Here is a 14,801-nt window from a genome sequence, read left to right as displayed (position 1 = left end):
AGAAAAACAGCCTTGGGATCTTTCATGAAGTCGTTTTTGATGATAGTTATTTTAGGTTTATTGTTAGTTCCTTTGGCTCTAGCACCAAGTAATGAACCCTATCATTTAACTTTACTTGCTGTACAGGAAACTGATTCTGGGTTTGTTGGTAGTCAGGCTGATTTATATTTAGAAGTGCAAGAAGGATCTGGGCGAGTTTTTTTAGATACACAACCAGCAACAAAAGTAGACACACAGATATCAACTCGATTTGCCAAAGAGATAGCCTGTGAACATTATGACCTTGATTGTGATAATTATGATTTTATTTATACTATTAAATCATCATCTAGTATTATAGGTGGTCCTTCGGCAGGTGCTGCTATTTCTGCGCTTACAGCTATTGCTATGATGGATTTAGATTATGACGAAAAAGTGGCGATTACGGGAACAATTAATTCAGGTGCTATTGTTGGACCAGTTGGCGGGGTTAAAGAAAAGATTGATGCGGCGCAAGCAGCTGGACTGCAGAAAGTATTAATTGCTGCAGGAACAAATATCGAACCGTCTCATAAGATTGCGGTTACTATTTCAGGAAATAATTCCAATTCTACAACGATAACAGATAGTAGTGATGAGGATAATAAGAATAATCAATCTAAGCTCCCAGAGATTTTTAATTTTACAACGTATAAAAATGAAAACTTGCATATCGATGTTGTTGAGGTGCTTAATCTTGATGAAGTGTTGTTTCATCTTACTGGAAAAAATTTCACTTCAGAGATAACACAGGTTATTGAAAATGAAGAGTATAATTTGATTATGAAAGAGTTAGAAACAGTTTTATGTGACCGCGCCCAAGGTTTAGAACAAGTCATCAAAAAAGAAAGGATTGTGCTTAATGAAAGTATTCAAGAGGCAATTGATCAAAAAAGAGGAAGTTCCATAAATGCTTCACAGCGAGGAGATTCATACTCTGCAGCCAGTTTTTGTTTTGGTAACAGTATCACTTTGCGAAGAGAATTATATATAGCACAGAATGTCTCGTCTGGTCAATTAAAGAAGTACCATGTTGAATTAGAACAGAAAGTTGGCATTCTTAAAGAAAAGACAAAGAATGTAAAGATTGAAACAATTTCAGATCTTCAGGCACTTATGATTGTTCAAGAACGTCTTCATGATGTTGAAGAACAGTTAGGTGAATTAAGTGAGAAAATAGAAAAGAACGAGATTCAAGATGCAATAGCATTGGTAGCCTATGCTCAGGAAAGACTTTTTTCCGCTGAGTCCTGGATGAAATTCTTTGAGATGGATGGTAAAAAGTATCTTGTTGATGATACCCTGCTTTCAAATGCCTGCACACAGAAAATTGCGGAAGCGCAAGAACGCCACCAATATACTACTTTATTTCTTAACCCAGACCAGATTAGTCATTTGCAAGAGAAGCTGGACCAAGCACGAGGAGCACAGGCTCGTGGAGAAAAAGCATTGTGTTTGATTATTGCTTCTCAAGTAAAGAGTGATGCGAATGCAATTTTAAGTTCATTTGGATTAGATGATGATTCAGCAAAAGCATATTATGAGAGTAAGAAAGATGCAGCTCTGCGAATTATAGCCCATAATAGCGCAGAAGGAATGTTTCCCATTTTAGGATATTCCTATTTTGAGTATGCTCAAGCTCTTTCTGAAAAAGAGGTGTATACCAGCTTATTATACCTAGAATATGCTTTGGAAATGAGTGATTTACAGATATATTTCCCTGAAGAGAGATCGAATTTTGAGGGAATTTCTGAAATGTTTAATAGAGAAGAGATAAAACATATTTTTCAAGGCATATTGATTGGAAGCTTGATTACTCTTATTCTTTGTTTGCTATTCTTACGTCGACGACCTCATTTGGATTTTGTTAAGTATCGATGAGAGAACAGAAAAACACAGCACTACATGGGCAATAAATTTGTTGAATAAGTTAATTTCTTAAGAAATAAAACCCCTCGCCAACCCGAAAGTCGGCGTGGGGAAAAAGAGGTGATAGATGTTTAAGTTTTGATACTGCCCCCTATATATAAATCTTTCGTTCAATTTAGTATTCGAGAGTAGTAAAAGTAGTAAAATGGCTACTGGTTTTGGATTTCCCCCACAGACCAAAATCATACAGATAAATAGGCAAAGATTAGCCAAATATGCTTACGATCCCCCTGCGATAGGTTTTTATAGATTGTAAACCCATTATCTTCTTATGAAAGAGAAGATATGGTTTGTGATAGTGCTATTCTGTTCTCTACCTATTGTACTAGGTGCTACCATCCAAGGTTCAATTTATAATGATAATCTAGATGTTGAAAAGGACGTATTAATTGAGATTAATAGCACACCTCCTCAAAAATATCTTGCAAAAGAGGGAACATATATGTTTATAGTGCCCTTGGGTGAGTATAGTTTAAGCGCGCGAAAAGCAGGAATTGATGTTGTAGAAAGTTTACATATTACTCAAGAAGGAACATTTGTGTTTGATGTTTTTCTTTTAGAGGATATAAGCCAAGAAGAAGAGCTTTGGGATGACACACAAGATGAACTCGTTGTTGAGCAACAAACGTCATCACGATGGTGGGCATATGTACTTTTTGGAATCATTGTGATTGGATTGTTGGCTCGGATTATTTACATGAGACATAAATATGGTTCAGTTGCATTTTTTCGGCGTAGAATTAAAGCTGAAAGTATCAAACCACTTGAAGTGCACGAGCAAGAAGTTGCCGCGTCACCACAATATTTAGATGATGCACTAGCAATTATCACAAAACACGATGGACGTATACATCAAAAAGACTTACGCAAAGAAATGGGTTATCTTAGTGAAGCAAAAGTAAGTTTAATTCTTACTGAATTAGAACACAAGGGATTGGTTGAAAAAGTTAAGAAAGGACGAGGCAATGTGGTGTTGTTAAAGAATTCTGTTAAGACACTAGAGACGAAAAAAGAGGAATAAAAGCCTATTTATTGTCTAATCTTCTCAAAGTATCGGTCCAAAATTGAGAACGAAAAGATATGGCAATTTGGATGCCATTTGATGCAAGATGATAATCGCGTGAAGATTTTACCAGTTCTCCAAGTGTTTTACTGAATGAGTCAGTATGAGTACTACCCTTTGTTCCCAGCTCTACCTTTTTTTCATCATGGACTTTATGGTGCCAGTAGAATACGGAAGTCTCTGGTGTGAGCCCAAAATCTTGCACAAGACGCGGCCAGAGAATATCGTATTCGATGCCAGGAAGGAGCTCCCCGTAAGTGCGCAAGAAGAAACCACCGCGTACGTCATCAAATGTGTCTCTTTCAATGTAGGTATGAACTTCTTCAACTAAATCTCTTGTTTCTTGGTGAGAGCCATATTTTTTATCTGGGACGTAGATACCCATCGTTTTAAGATCTTGATCTAATAGTTTCTGGTGGTCATCCGGTTGGTATTCGTCCGCGATAATGTCTTCTACAACTTGACGTAAACGACTATCTTGAATACGTTGTGCCGCTGCATTATACAAGGGGACAAATGCCCTTGAAAGAAGACGTTTTTCTAGAAGGACATAAGCTAATTGATCTTTGGTAAGGGATGTTGCCGGGGTTATGTTTGCTCTAAATCGACATGCTAAATCATTTTCCTTTTGATTAAGTTGATCAATATAAAAGGTCATCGTGTCCCCCTTGGTAAACAAAGATACTCACGGTTAAGATGGCGCGTAATGTTCTCAAGAAGTTGGAGATTGATGCCACCATTTTTCAGGACAATATTACCATTTTGTTGGAGATCTTGGTGTGGCGCAACATAAGGACACTGCCCGATGTTGCCATACGCACCCACAGTAATTACTGCACCTGCGCCCATTTGGCATTGCTCCATCCCTAATGAAGGCACATATACAGATGTACTGTGAGATCGTTGATTCGGCACATATTGCTTTGCTGCTTGCTTGAGTATAATGTCAGTAGTTCCAAATGGCGTGTTACACATGAATGCAATACCATGTTCTTGTGCGGCTTGACTGAGTCTTTCGACCCGTTGTGGATTCTCTCGATCGTGTTCTGTAAAGACATAGTTCATACCAAGACGCGTGATACCATCTTTAGGAGAATGAGCTTTTCTGTTCATGGTAGAAATGAAATCTCGCAGGTTTGCAGCTATACGCGCAGGATTTTGCTGTTGCGCAGTTCCTCGAAGCTGAAGTGGTTCGTCGTATTCCCTTCCTCCAAAGAAATCAGCGTCGACAAATTTGTTCCCAAATAAACTCCACATTACATTGACGCCATTTTCAACAAAGATATCAGCTGTTTGTGGATCAAGATTATCACCCGCATTGAAAACATAACTTCGAACTCCAAGCCGTGCAGCGTGTTGAATCTTTGCTATTGTACGCTGTTTTATTGTGTTTCCATCAGGCATCACTGCACCTGATAAAGGATCACCATACCCATTAATGGTTATCCAACCAATATCGAAATGTTCTTTTGCAAAGTCTAGGATCATAATGGATTGGTCTAATGAGAGTATCCTATCATCGCCAGCGAATGGGGAGGTAACACAGCCTCGACAAGCCTGCACTTTTTTATCATTTTCAAATACATATTGGCTTCTTTTTTCACACACGTTGACATCAGGCAGGTTAAGAATATATGGCAGTTGATTTAGATCTAATCTCGCTGCTCTGGCTACTTGTTCTAAATCTGCGACAATTTCAAGTGTGAATACAACCATGGTCGTGTTTCTATCTGTTTAGTTTCTACAAATTTAATATCACTTGAAAGTGACACAGACATATTTAACACTTTGTCACATTTTTATTTACTTTTCCGCTAAATTTAAATAGATTTATTTTTATCGTAAACTTATGAGAGCAAATCTTGATGTAAAAGATAGGAAGTTACTTTATCAATTAGATCTTAATGCACGCCAACCAAATTCTATGCTTGCAAAGAATGTAGGAGTTTCCAAACAAGTATGTGGATTACGCCTTAAGAGATTTGAAAAAGAAAAATTGATTACAACTTTTTATCCCGTCATTGATATTGCTCGATTAGGTTTTACAAATCACAAGAACTTTTTACGTCTTCATAACATTGACCAAAACAAAGAGATGGAATTGATTAATTGGCTTAAGCATCATCGAAATGTGGTGTGGCTTTCGAGCTGTGATGGAATGTTTGATCTGGCATTTGGCACTTGGGCGCAAGACATGGTGTTTTTAGATACCACACTCACAGAATTAAATCAAAAGTTTGGGCAATATATCGCTGAAAGACAAATTGCAACAATTATTCGCGGAGAATATTTTGTGAGAGATTATTTAATTGGGAAGAAAGCTAGCGGACATCGCAAGGAGTCATTCTTTGGTTCGACACCAAACCCCATCAAAATGGATGAGAATGATTGGGAAATTTTGCGGTTACTTGCACTTGATTGTCGAGAGAATGTGACTCAACTTGCACGAAAAGTAAAATTAAGCGCTGATGCTGTTACACAACGAATTCGTAAACTGGAGATTTCAGGAGTCATTAAGCATTACAATTTTGTACCTAATGAATAAGTTTATCCTTATCTGCATTACAAAGTGCTCATTTCATTACGTAATATCAATGAAGAAAAGTATAGCCAGCTGGTGGAATTTTGTCGTGTTCATCCAAATATAGTGTATATTGTTAAAGCATTAGGACCTTGGGATTTTGAAGCTGATTTAGAAGTGGAAGATGTTGAGGAGTTTCGTGTGATTTTAATGCAGTTGAAAAGTGAATTTAGCGAGATTATTCGGGACTATTCAACATTGCAAATTTATCAGGTACATAAATATAACTTCTGCCCAAGTGTACCAAAATAGAGATTATAGAATGCGCCATAATAGAAATGTGTCAATCCTCGTTTTAAGAGTTTATTTTTGTCAGAATGTTTAAGTAGGGAACCCTGCTGTGAGATTAACATGATAACCCTATCTGTTCTAATTAATATAAACAATATTGTTGCGTAAGCAACTACCACCCTAAACCCACTTCTTGAACTTTGACCAACCGCATACATTTATGACCACAGATTGCCAAAACGCTTTTAAACTACCCCCACAGGAGAAACACATGAAATTCACTACCTATAACCATACAGAACTCGAACCGCAAATTCTTGCCTACTGGAAGCATCATAAAACTCTTGAAAAATTACGTACAAAAACACAAGATGGTCCAAAATTTTATTTTCTGGATGGGCCGCCGTATACTTCCGGCCATATCCACTTAGGGCATGCTTGGAATATGGGACTCAAGGATATGATGGTTCGTTATAAGCGCATGCGAGGCCATAATGTGTGGGATAGGGCAGGATATGACATGCATGGCCTTCCTACTGAGCAGAAGGTAATGGTCAAATTTAATCTTAAAGATAAGCAAGATATTGAGCAGTTTGGAATTGCAAAATTCATGGAAGAATGTGAAAAGTTCTGTACTGAAATGATGCTCAAAATGAATGATGATTTTATCCGCATCGGTTCAACATTAGATTTCTCCAATCCGTACCAACCAATTAAACAAGAATTTATGGAAGCAGAGTGGCTTCTCATTAAGAAAGCCCAGGAGAAGAATCGCCTTTATCAGGGACTGCGCACAATGCATTGGGATACTGCAACACAAACTGCTGTTGCCAAACACGAGCTAGAGTACAAACAAATTACAGACATCTCACTTTACGTTAAATTTCCCTTAGTAGGAAAAGATAAGATGTATCTAGTAATTTGGACGACGACTCCGTGGACTGTTCCGCTCAACCTTGCAGTGATGGTTCATCCAGAGATTGAATATTGTGAAGTTAGTGTAGGAACCGAAACATGGATTGTAGCAAAGAACAGAGTAGACGAAGTTATGACGAAAGCAAAAGTGCGTCAATTCCGTGTTACAAAGACAGTAAAAGGAAAAGAACTAGAAGGGTTGCATTATACTCACCCTCTTGGTGTTGAGAAGTATTTACCCTTAGAATTGCAAAAAAATAAACGGCTCTTTTCTGTTTTGCTTACTGAAGAATATGTTGATGATAGTGCTGGAACAGGATTGGTTCATTGCGCTCCAGGTTGTGGTCCTGAGGATTATGAAGTAGGTCATTTGTATCATCTACCTCCATTTAATTGTGTTAATGAGGGTGGTATTTTCGAGAATTTTGGACCATTAAACGGATTAAAAGCGAAAACGGATGATTCTAAGTTTATTGAGTTACTTGATACAACAAAAGCTATTGTTGCTAAAGAAAAATATACTCATGAGTACCCCCATGGCGAACGTAGCCATCAGCCAGTGATTTTTAGAACTACAAAACAATGGTTCTTCAAAGTAGAAGATCTTAAAGATAAAATGGTTACAGCAAATGAGCAAGTGCTCTGGCAACCACAATCTGCTAAAAACGCTTTTCGTTCTTGGCTTGAATTTCTTCGTGATAATTCCATTACTAAACAGCGCTATTGGGGAACACCAGTCCCGATCTGGCAAGCACCCGATGGAGATTTTATTGTTGTAGGAAGTGTAGCAGAACTTGAATCTTTGAGTGGTCAGAAAGTAAAGGGCATGCATATTCCTAAGATAGATGACATTACTATTACCAAAAATGGAAAAGTGTACAAACGTATCCCTGACGTTTTAGATGTTTGGATTGATGCAGGTACTGCGTCTTGGAATTGTTTGGACTATCCTGTCCGCACCGATCTCTTTGAGAAATATTTCCCCGTTGATTTTATCCTTGAGGGAAAAGATCAAATTCGCGGATGGTATAATCTTTTGGTAGTTGCATCTTTTTTAGCGTTTGATATCCAACCGTTCAAAAATGTGGTGATGCATGGATTTCTTAATGATGTAAGTGGAGTGAAAATGTCTAAGTCATTAGGCAATATTATTTCACCAGATGAATTGGTTGAGAAATATGGGGCCGATGGGTTGCGATATTATATGTGTCAGACTAATGCAGGAGAAGACGTAAATTTTAGTTGGGATGAATGTGCTGTGAAATCACGCCAACTTAATATTCTTTGGAATGTGCATAAGTTTTTGATTACGCACTGCGAGGATAATAAGATTAATCCATTCACATTGGATAAAGGGATTACGGAAAATGTACTTGGTGAAGAAGAGAAGTATATCTTTTCACGACTCCATTCAACAATTAAAGAAGTGACTAGATTACTTGAAGAATATCGTATTGATGAGGTTATTGCTCATCTTGATGGTTTATTCCTTGATCTTTCTCGCACATATATTCAGATGGTTCGTGAAAAGAGCGCAGTGGGGGATGATCAAGATAAAGAAGTTGTAGCGTATACTGTTGCACATGTGATGCTTGAAACACTTAAAATGTTTCAAATTGTTGCACCATTTATCTGCGAAGCAATGTATCTTAATTTCAAACAAGCGTTCAATCTAGAACCTGAAAGCATTAGTCACTTTAATTGGCCAGTCGTTGATGAGAACAAGATATCTCGACGTTTAGAGTTAGATATGGCTACTGTGCAAGGCGTGATTCAAGCAGCTCTCGGTGCACGTGAAAAAGCTAAGACAGGAGTGCGCTGGCCGCTTAAAGAAGTGCTTATTTCAAGTAAAGATCCAGATACGCTTGAAGCTGTTGAAAGGCTTCGTGATATTGTGCTTAAACAGGTTAATGCGAAAGGGATTACTGTTGTTGAAAATATCCCCGGTGTGAGTGTTAAAGTCAAACCAAATTATGCAGCGATTGGACCTGCTTATGGGCAACTTGCTCCGCAGATTATCACGAAATTGACCATTGATAGTCCACAAACAATTGTCAAACATCTTGAATCTGAGGGTGCGTATCGTTTTGTACTTGAAGGTAAAGAAGTTGAGATTACTAAAGAGATGTTGGTTATGGAAAAAGTAATTCCAACTCATCTTCAAGAGGGAGCATTCAAGAACGGCTTTGCGTATGTGAATACCCATGTTGATCCGGAGTTAGAAAGCGAAGGATTTGCTCGTGAGTTAATGCGTAATGTGCAGAGTATGCGTAAAAAAGCTGGGTTGCAAAAACGGGACGATATTCATCTCTTCGTGTTGGTGTCAGCAGAAATGCGCAAACGGCTGGCTAGATTTGAAGTGGATGTTCGTGAGAAAGTTGGTGCAGCAAAACTGGAGTACGTAAGTGCTAAAGCTGTTAAAAACCATCTTGCCCATGAAGACTTCAAAGTCAAAAACGAAGAGTTTAGCGTTTGGTTTGATAAAGCATAGTTTGAGATTTTCTTTTTGTGTTTCTTTCTTTTTGTACGTCAATCACTCACGACCACTCTCGGTCAATAGACCGAGAGCATGCTCGGCTACGCCTCGGGTCGTTCGTTCGGACCCTGACCACTCCAATGAATTTTTTTCCGCTTCTCAACCACTGGTGAACACACCAGTGGAATAGTCAGATTTAATTTAGATTTTTTAATAATTCTGATTCAGCGGTGGCTTACCACCCCATAATGTTTATATACACAAAAATATTGATTCTTCTTACTATGGGAACGCCTGTGCCGCTAGGTCCAATTATAATCAAGTACCAAGGGCTCTTTGATTTTGATTTGTTGTATTCTACGATGGTTGATTGGGCAAAGAATTATGGCTATTTCTGGCATGAAAAAACGTACAAACATAAAGTGCCATCCCCCATGGGCGCAGAGCAAGAAATAGATTGGGAAACAGAAAAAAAGGTAACTGAATATATCAAATACACTATCAAGATGAAGATACATATTTTTGACCTGACAGAGATTGAAGTAGATAGTAACGGTAAGAAAAAAAGTCTTTCAAATGGAAGAATGGTCATCACACTTAACGGTATTGTAGAAGCAGATTATGAAAATATTTTTGGAGGGGGCTGGCTAGCAAAGAAACTGGGTGGATGGTATCTTACATTATGGTCTAAAAATCTGGATAATTATTATATTGACCCGTTGTGGTATAGGATGTGGAACCTACAGGCGTTGATTAAGAAGGTTCTGGATATGCAAACGAAAAAATATGCATATAAGAATTATTTAGGAGAAGGATAGGGTTCTTGTCTTTTTATTTTTGAGTTTATTTTAAGTTTAATTGCGTTCTTAATTTTTTATAGCTCCCTACCAAGAATTATGCTTAATTCTAACCCTTCCCTATTCCAGATTTGTTGTTCTACTAGATCATGATAAGAATATTGACATCGTGCGCCTACGTTCCAGCTACCAAGATTTATCTCCATAAAGCCCCCTACTTTCGAACCAGTTATGGTTCCATCTCGAATGGTAATGCCATTTTCGATGCCCATTTGAACATCAGCATGGTACCCCATCCCTAATTTAAAATAATCATAAGGAAACTCTTTGCCGGTGGAGAAAATTCTGGTTGTGCCGTAGGTTGTATTAAATCGCATAGACTGAATTTCAAACCACATTTCTTCAAATGCGATGGGACCAGATCCACTTAAACCAATCCATAATTGAGGAGGAGTTATATCCATAGGACCTAATTGAAATTGGAGGGGCTGATATTCTCGTTTGCCAGAGCGAACATATTCTCCAATGATAGCACTTGCATGATATGTTTCAATGTTAAGAACATCACTCATAGCTTGAGCGAAAGCAATTTCGTGAGGATGAATGCGCGAGGTAAGTCGTAAATTTGGTAAGGGAGAATTGAGATAGTTAGAAGCATTAGAAGGATTATTAGAGCTTAAATTCACCATAGCTGTATACACTTCAAGATCCCACCATTGTTGTTCTTGAATATCGCCAATTTGAGACGGGTGAGAGAGATGAGATGTTCCTGCGAGGAGATTCGCGTAGGAATAAATGCCAGGAGATAGTCGATTGATGAGATAGGTAACTGCATCATGAACGTCCCCTGTTTGAAGTGATTGTTCAAAGACCTGACGAGAAATCTCATATTGAATGTTGCTTCCTGCACCTGCATGCATCCTCATGATAGTAAGTATTTTATCTGAGAGAGGGTAAGGGGCTTCTTCTTCAAATGTGAAACAGATGCCAAAAGGAGCTTGGTCGATACTCCCTGTTCTTTTGAAATAGAGCTGATGTCCAAATTCATGACCAAAACAGGAGAATACGCCGTCTGCAAATGCAATGGCACTTATTTCTCCTACACGACCAAGAGCTGTTGTGGGTGCTACCATATCCGCAACAGAACCAACAAGTTCACTTAGAGACGTAGTCGTTGATACGATGCTTTCGTGAGAATTGATAAAAAGTGAAGAATCAAGAGTTAAAGAGATAGAATGAGGGGATCTTGGGTTTGGTGTTTCTAGAACTATTTGTTTTGGTTCTTGACCTACACTATGTCCAGAGGGATAAAATAGTACAGGAACAAGCAGTGATAAAGATAATGAATAATTCATAAAATGAAAAGATAGATAGCGTTTAAAAATGTTGCCACTTTAAAGTTAAAACTAATAGCTTCTTCCGAAATAATGCCAACGAATCGCAGGTTTTTTACACGCAAAACAACTTTGACCTTTCTTAAGAACAGGTTGATCGAAAGGCGCATTAAGCGATTTAGCTGCTGACTTCTCTTTGAACGCTTCTTCACACGGTGTTTCTCCACACCAAGGAGCAAGAACCATTTTTTTATCTTCGATGTGTTTAATTGCGTCCGTTGCTATGTCTATTTTGATAATGCTTTCTTTCAGGTGTTTCTGCGCTTTGGCAAGTAGATCTTGTTGGAAGGTGTCAAGGAGATGAGGAATATCTTTGCTTAGGTTTGTGAGAGAGTAGGGTTTTTTCTCTCCAGTATCTCGTCGTGCGACCATACATTGTTTTTTCTCAACGTCTTTTGGCCCTATTTCAATTCTAAGTGGAACACCTTTAACTTCCCACTCATTGTATTTCCAGCCCGGTGTATACCCCTCACGATCATCAACATGAACACGCAAACCTGCTTTGGTGAGTGCAGTTTTAGTTGCGTTTACTGCGGCAAGAACTTCTTCTTTACCCTTGTCGAAAATGATTGGTACGATGACAACTTGAATAGGTGCGACTCGAGGGGGAAGGATTAGACCTTTGTCATCAGAATGTTGAAGAATCATCACGCCAATGGATCGAGTGGAAAATCCCCACGAGTTTTGATGCGCAAATTGTTTTTGCTGGTTTTCATCCATGAATTCAATACTGAATGCTTTGGCAAAATTTTGTCCAAGATAATGAGATGTTGCTCCTTGAATTGCTTTACCGTTTGGTAAGAATGCTTCTACAGAAAGAGTAAAGTCTGCACCAGCAAACTTTTCCCCTTCTGATTTTTGACCTTTCAAAACGGGAACAGCATACATCTCTTGAAATACTTGTTCGTAGAAATCAAGAATTTTGTATGCTTCTTTGACTGCTTCATCTTTTGTGGCGAATACAGTATGACCCTCCTGCCAGAGAAATTCTCTGCTTCTCAGGAAAGGCGTACAATGTTTGAATTCCCAACGTACGACACTGCACCATTGATTAAGACGTAAAGGAAGATCTTTGTGGGATCGAATCCATTTTGCATACGCGTCATACATAATGGTTTCCGAGGTAGGTCTAACAGCGAGGCGTTCTCCTAATTTAGTGTCGCCGCCATAATCTACCCACGCAACTTCTGGGGCAAAACCTTCAACGTGATTTTTTTCTTTGGTTAAGAGAGATTCAGGAATAAAGAGAGGAAAATAACAATTTTTGACACCGTCTTGTTTTATAAGATGATCAAAATAGGATTGCACTTGTTCCCAGATAAAATACGCATTCGGACGTAGGATATAACAACCTGAAACAGGAGAATATTCGATCAGCTCTGCTTTTTGAATTAATTGGGTGAACCACTCAGAGAAATCGGACTCTTTAGTTGCCGTGAGACCTTTGGTGTCTTTCGTTTCTGGTTTGGCAGGAGATTTTTGAGGAACTTCTTTTGGCATGATATGAAAGATAAATAAGAGTTATATAAATGTTTAGACAACAATGAGCACAGAGAAGACAACAATGAGGGGATACGTTTTGATTAATCTAATATCTCTTATTTATGTCACTTTTTAGTGATAACTTTTTAAATTGACCCCCATTACCCATGTTTATGGAATCTATCGTCCGACCATCCCTTGTACGTAAAACAGTAGGCGTGTCTTTGGTATTAGGAGCTACCATTGCAGCACAAGAATATGGGCGGAGCACAGGATGTTATGATGAATATGCCAAGGAGATAGCTCTTATGTATGGCGGAATGGCGACAGCAGGGATGGCTCTTTTTCAAAATGCAGGATATGTAGCAGGAGATTGGTTTTTTAGAATTAAAGAACATGTGAGAAATAAAAGAAATGAAAAAAAATCCATTCTTGAAAAAATACTTAGCAAAACAGAGATGCGAGACTTAAAACGGAGATTAGCAACACTCTATGATGCAAATGAAACAAAAATTAAGATTGGAATTGAGGAGCCAATGCATGAAAGTAGCACGGCATATCGAGGGGGCGTTGTAGCGCGTATCCCCCTAGAAATGGAAGGAAAAGAAACACAATATATTTGGATTAAACAAGAAGCAGATGTTGTGAAGGGAGAAAAAGCTGTTTTCCCATCACGCTGGACTCGTAAGGATAAAGAACAAAAACGCAAACAGGAAATGTGTCTTACCCGCGCGGGAGTGGATAGTGTTGTACGATATTTCTTTACTCAAAAAGTGGAGAAACCTTGCGACCAAATACCCCCTCTACTTCTCGCACATGATTATGTAGGGGATATGAGTTCTAATTTACCCGGAAGTAGATTAGATACAATTATTGAAAGTTTGGATAGAGAAAATCGCTTAGATATTTTTAGTTCACTATATCAAACAATGTCAGATTTAAATGGGCAATACAATCATCGACTTCGTAGAGTTCTTGAAGAACGAACCAACCCATCTGATCGTCCTGAAACACGCTTTGAGCATTGTGCATCAAAAACACTTGGGACTGACCTAACACAAAAAATTGTAGATGCATTGGACATACATAAAAGAGACGGGTTTGTCAATGGCGATTTAAAGCTTGAAAATATTTTTTATGATGCACAAAAAGGAGTAAAAGTGCTTGATTTTGGACGGGCAGGTCATGGAGATAGATATATTGATCTTTACTTAGCAGCGTGTGAAATGGGAGTAAGTGAGTCTAAAGCAGCAAATGTACTGCTAGATCAATTACTGCCTGAACAAAATAGAGAATTTGAGCGATCAAGAGCACGTGCAAAAGCGCACCTATTCTGGGCAGTTCACGCCAATGAATATCTTAATAATGGATCAATTACATCACATAGTGTTCGTAAGCAATTTGAAGCATATCAAGCATTTAATCTTTCAAAAGCTTTGGAGTACATTGGACAAATAAAAGAACAGAACTCACAGCTTGAAGAAATCGATCGTTCTTTAAAATCGCATTATCAAGAGATCGGTGCCGAGAGATATGATATAAATCAATTTACGCACCCGGAAGCCACTGGTTTTTACTCACGTACGTTCTCTTTACTCTTTCAAGAAGGCAAAGAAACAGGACACAATGCCATAGATGAGTTAGAGGAGACAGTATTTTATGATAGAGCAAAACAAGCCAGCGAGCGTTTAGTAGGAAGAGGGATGTTACTAGGGATGCCAGGAGTGGGATTCTGTTTAGAAGCAGCAGGGTGGATCGCGGAGAAAATTACCGGATATTCACATCAAGTTAATTGGCTATTACCTACTCTGGCAACAACTGGACTCCTCGTTGCTCGTGAAAGTTTCTCAATTTATCGCCGTAATTCAGCAGTCAAAGAAGCACAGGAACAACTATGTTAGATGATGTTAGATTA

The 14,801-nt window shown here is 38.4% G+C and carries 11 protein-coding genes; 7 read left to right on the top strand and 4 right to left on the bottom strand.

Annotated elements, in window-relative coordinates; all coding sequences use genetic code 11:
* Positions 1–24: 24 nt before the first annotated feature.
* Both HYV86_00580 and HYV86_00575 read left to right on the top strand, forming a co-directional pair.
* Positions 25–1,899: a hypothetical protein gene (locus tag HYV86_00580; protein MBI2572334.1), complete on the top strand. Its 1,875-nt coding sequence runs from the start codon at positions 25–27 to the stop codon at positions 1,897–1,899.
* A gap of 319 nt (positions 1,900–2,218) precedes the next feature.
* On the top strand, positions 2,219–2,968 hold the full coding sequence (locus HYV86_00575; GenBank protein ID MBI2572333.1) for a hypothetical protein: 750 nt from the start codon (positions 2,219–2,221) through the stop codon (positions 2,966–2,968).
* Between the two features lie 4 nt (positions 2,969–2,972).
* Here HYV86_00575 and HYV86_00570 read toward each other — a convergent pair whose 3' ends face one another.
* Positions 2,973–3,668, bottom strand: a complete 696-nt coding sequence (locus tag HYV86_00570) for a hypothetical protein (protein ID MBI2572332.1) — start codon at positions 3,666–3,668, stop codon at positions 2,973–2,975.
* Positions 3,665–4,726 carry a hypothetical protein gene (locus tag HYV86_00565; GenBank protein MBI2572331.1) on the bottom strand — a complete coding sequence of 354 codons (1,062 nt, stop codon included), beginning with the start codon at positions 4,724–4,726 and terminating at the stop codon, positions 3,665–3,667. The genes HYV86_00570 and HYV86_00565 overlap by 4 nt, the downstream gene beginning before the upstream one ends.
* A gap of 133 nt (positions 4,727–4,859) precedes the next feature.
* Here HYV86_00565 and HYV86_00560 point away from each other — a divergent pair, with 133 nt between their 5' ends.
* The 4 genes from HYV86_00560 to HYV86_00545 all read left to right on the top strand — a co-directional run bounded on the left by HYV86_00560 (position 4,860) and on the right by HYV86_00545 (position 10,031).
* Positions 4,860–5,555 (top strand): Lrp/AsnC family transcriptional regulator, encoded by a 696-nt coding sequence (locus HYV86_00560; GenBank protein ID MBI2572330.1) that lies wholly within the window; start codon positions 4,860–4,862, stop codon positions 5,553–5,555.
* A gap of 24 nt (positions 5,556–5,579) precedes the next feature.
* Positions 5,580–5,843: a hypothetical protein gene (locus tag HYV86_00555; protein ID MBI2572329.1), complete on the top strand. Its 264-nt coding sequence runs from the start codon at positions 5,580–5,582 to the stop codon at positions 5,841–5,843.
* Between the two features lie 250 nt (positions 5,844–6,093).
* Positions 6,094–9,228, top strand: coding sequence for an isoleucine--tRNA ligase (locus HYV86_00550; protein ID MBI2572328.1), 3,135 nt, complete (start codon positions 6,094–6,096; stop codon positions 9,226–9,228).
* 269 nt (positions 9,229–9,497) lie between these two features.
* A complete protein-coding gene (locus tag HYV86_00545; GenBank protein ID MBI2572327.1) occupies positions 9,498–10,031 on the top strand; it encodes a hypothetical protein in 534 nt (177 codons plus the stop codon).
* 56 nt (positions 10,032–10,087) lie between these two features.
* Here HYV86_00545 and HYV86_00540 read toward each other — a convergent pair whose 3' ends face one another.
* The gene (locus HYV86_00540; GenBank protein MBI2572326.1) at positions 10,088–11,365 is read right to left on the bottom strand and encodes a hypothetical protein; all 1,278 of its coding nucleotides are present in this window, start codon (positions 11,363–11,365) and stop codon (positions 10,088–10,090) included.
* Between the two features lie 51 nt (positions 11,366–11,416).
* Positions 11,417–12,904 carry a proline--tRNA ligase gene (locus tag HYV86_00535; protein MBI2572325.1) on the bottom strand — a complete coding sequence of 496 codons (1,488 nt, stop codon included), beginning with the start codon at positions 12,902–12,904 and terminating at the stop codon, positions 11,417–11,419.
* 155 nt (positions 12,905–13,059) lie between these two features.
* Here HYV86_00535 and HYV86_00530 point away from each other — a divergent pair, with 155 nt between their 5' ends.
* Positions 13,060–14,787 (top strand): phosphotransferase, encoded by a 1,728-nt coding sequence (locus HYV86_00530; GenBank protein ID MBI2572324.1) that lies wholly within the window; start codon positions 13,060–13,062, stop codon positions 14,785–14,787.
* The last annotated feature ends 14 nt before the right edge of the window (positions 14,788–14,801 follow it).

The sequence above is a fragment of the Candidatus Woesearchaeota archaeon genome (genome assembly GCA_016188115.1).
In the GTDB taxonomy this organism is placed as follows: Archaea; Nanobdellota; Nanobdellia; order Woesearchaeales; family GW2011-AR9; genus JACPIK01.
Note: the sequence above shows the minus strand (reverse complement) of the source record. Positions and strands in the feature narration are given on the sequence as shown.

What these genes read in the sequence shown, in the direction of transcription:
- HYV86_00580 (MBI2572334.1), top strand. Translation starts at nt 25, where the DNA reads ATGAAGTCGTTTTTGATGATAGTTATTTTAGGTTTATTGTTAGTTCCT.
- HYV86_00575 (MBI2572333.1), top strand. Translation starts at nt 2,219, where the DNA reads ATGAAAGAGAAGATATGGTTTGTGATAGTGCTATTCTGTTCTCTACCT.
- HYV86_00570 (MBI2572332.1), bottom strand. Translation starts at nt 3,668, where the DNA reads ATGACCTTTTATATTGATCAACTTAATCAAAAGGAAAATGATTTAGCA.
- HYV86_00565 (MBI2572331.1), bottom strand. Translation starts at nt 4,726, where the DNA reads ATGGTTGTATTCACACTTGAAATTGTCGCAGATTTAGAACAAGTAGCC.
- HYV86_00560 (MBI2572330.1), top strand. Translation starts at nt 4,860, where the DNA reads ATGAGAGCAAATCTTGATGTAAAAGATAGGAAGTTACTTTATCAATTA.
- HYV86_00550 (MBI2572328.1), top strand. Translation starts at nt 6,094, where the DNA reads ATGAAATTCACTACCTATAACCATACAGAACTCGAACCGCAAATTCTT.
- HYV86_00545 (MBI2572327.1), top strand. Translation starts at nt 9,498, where the DNA reads ATGGGAACGCCTGTGCCGCTAGGTCCAATTATAATCAAGTACCAAGGG.
- HYV86_00540 (MBI2572326.1), bottom strand. Translation starts at nt 11,365, where the DNA reads ATGAATTATTCATTATCTTTATCACTGCTTGTTCCTGTACTATTTTAT.
- HYV86_00535 (MBI2572325.1), bottom strand. Translation starts at nt 12,904, where the DNA reads ATGCCAAAAGAAGTTCCTCAAAAATCTCCTGCCAAACCAGAAACGAAA.
- HYV86_00530 (MBI2572324.1), top strand. Translation starts at nt 13,060, where the DNA reads ATGGAATCTATCGTCCGACCATCCCTTGTACGTAAAACAGTAGGCGTG.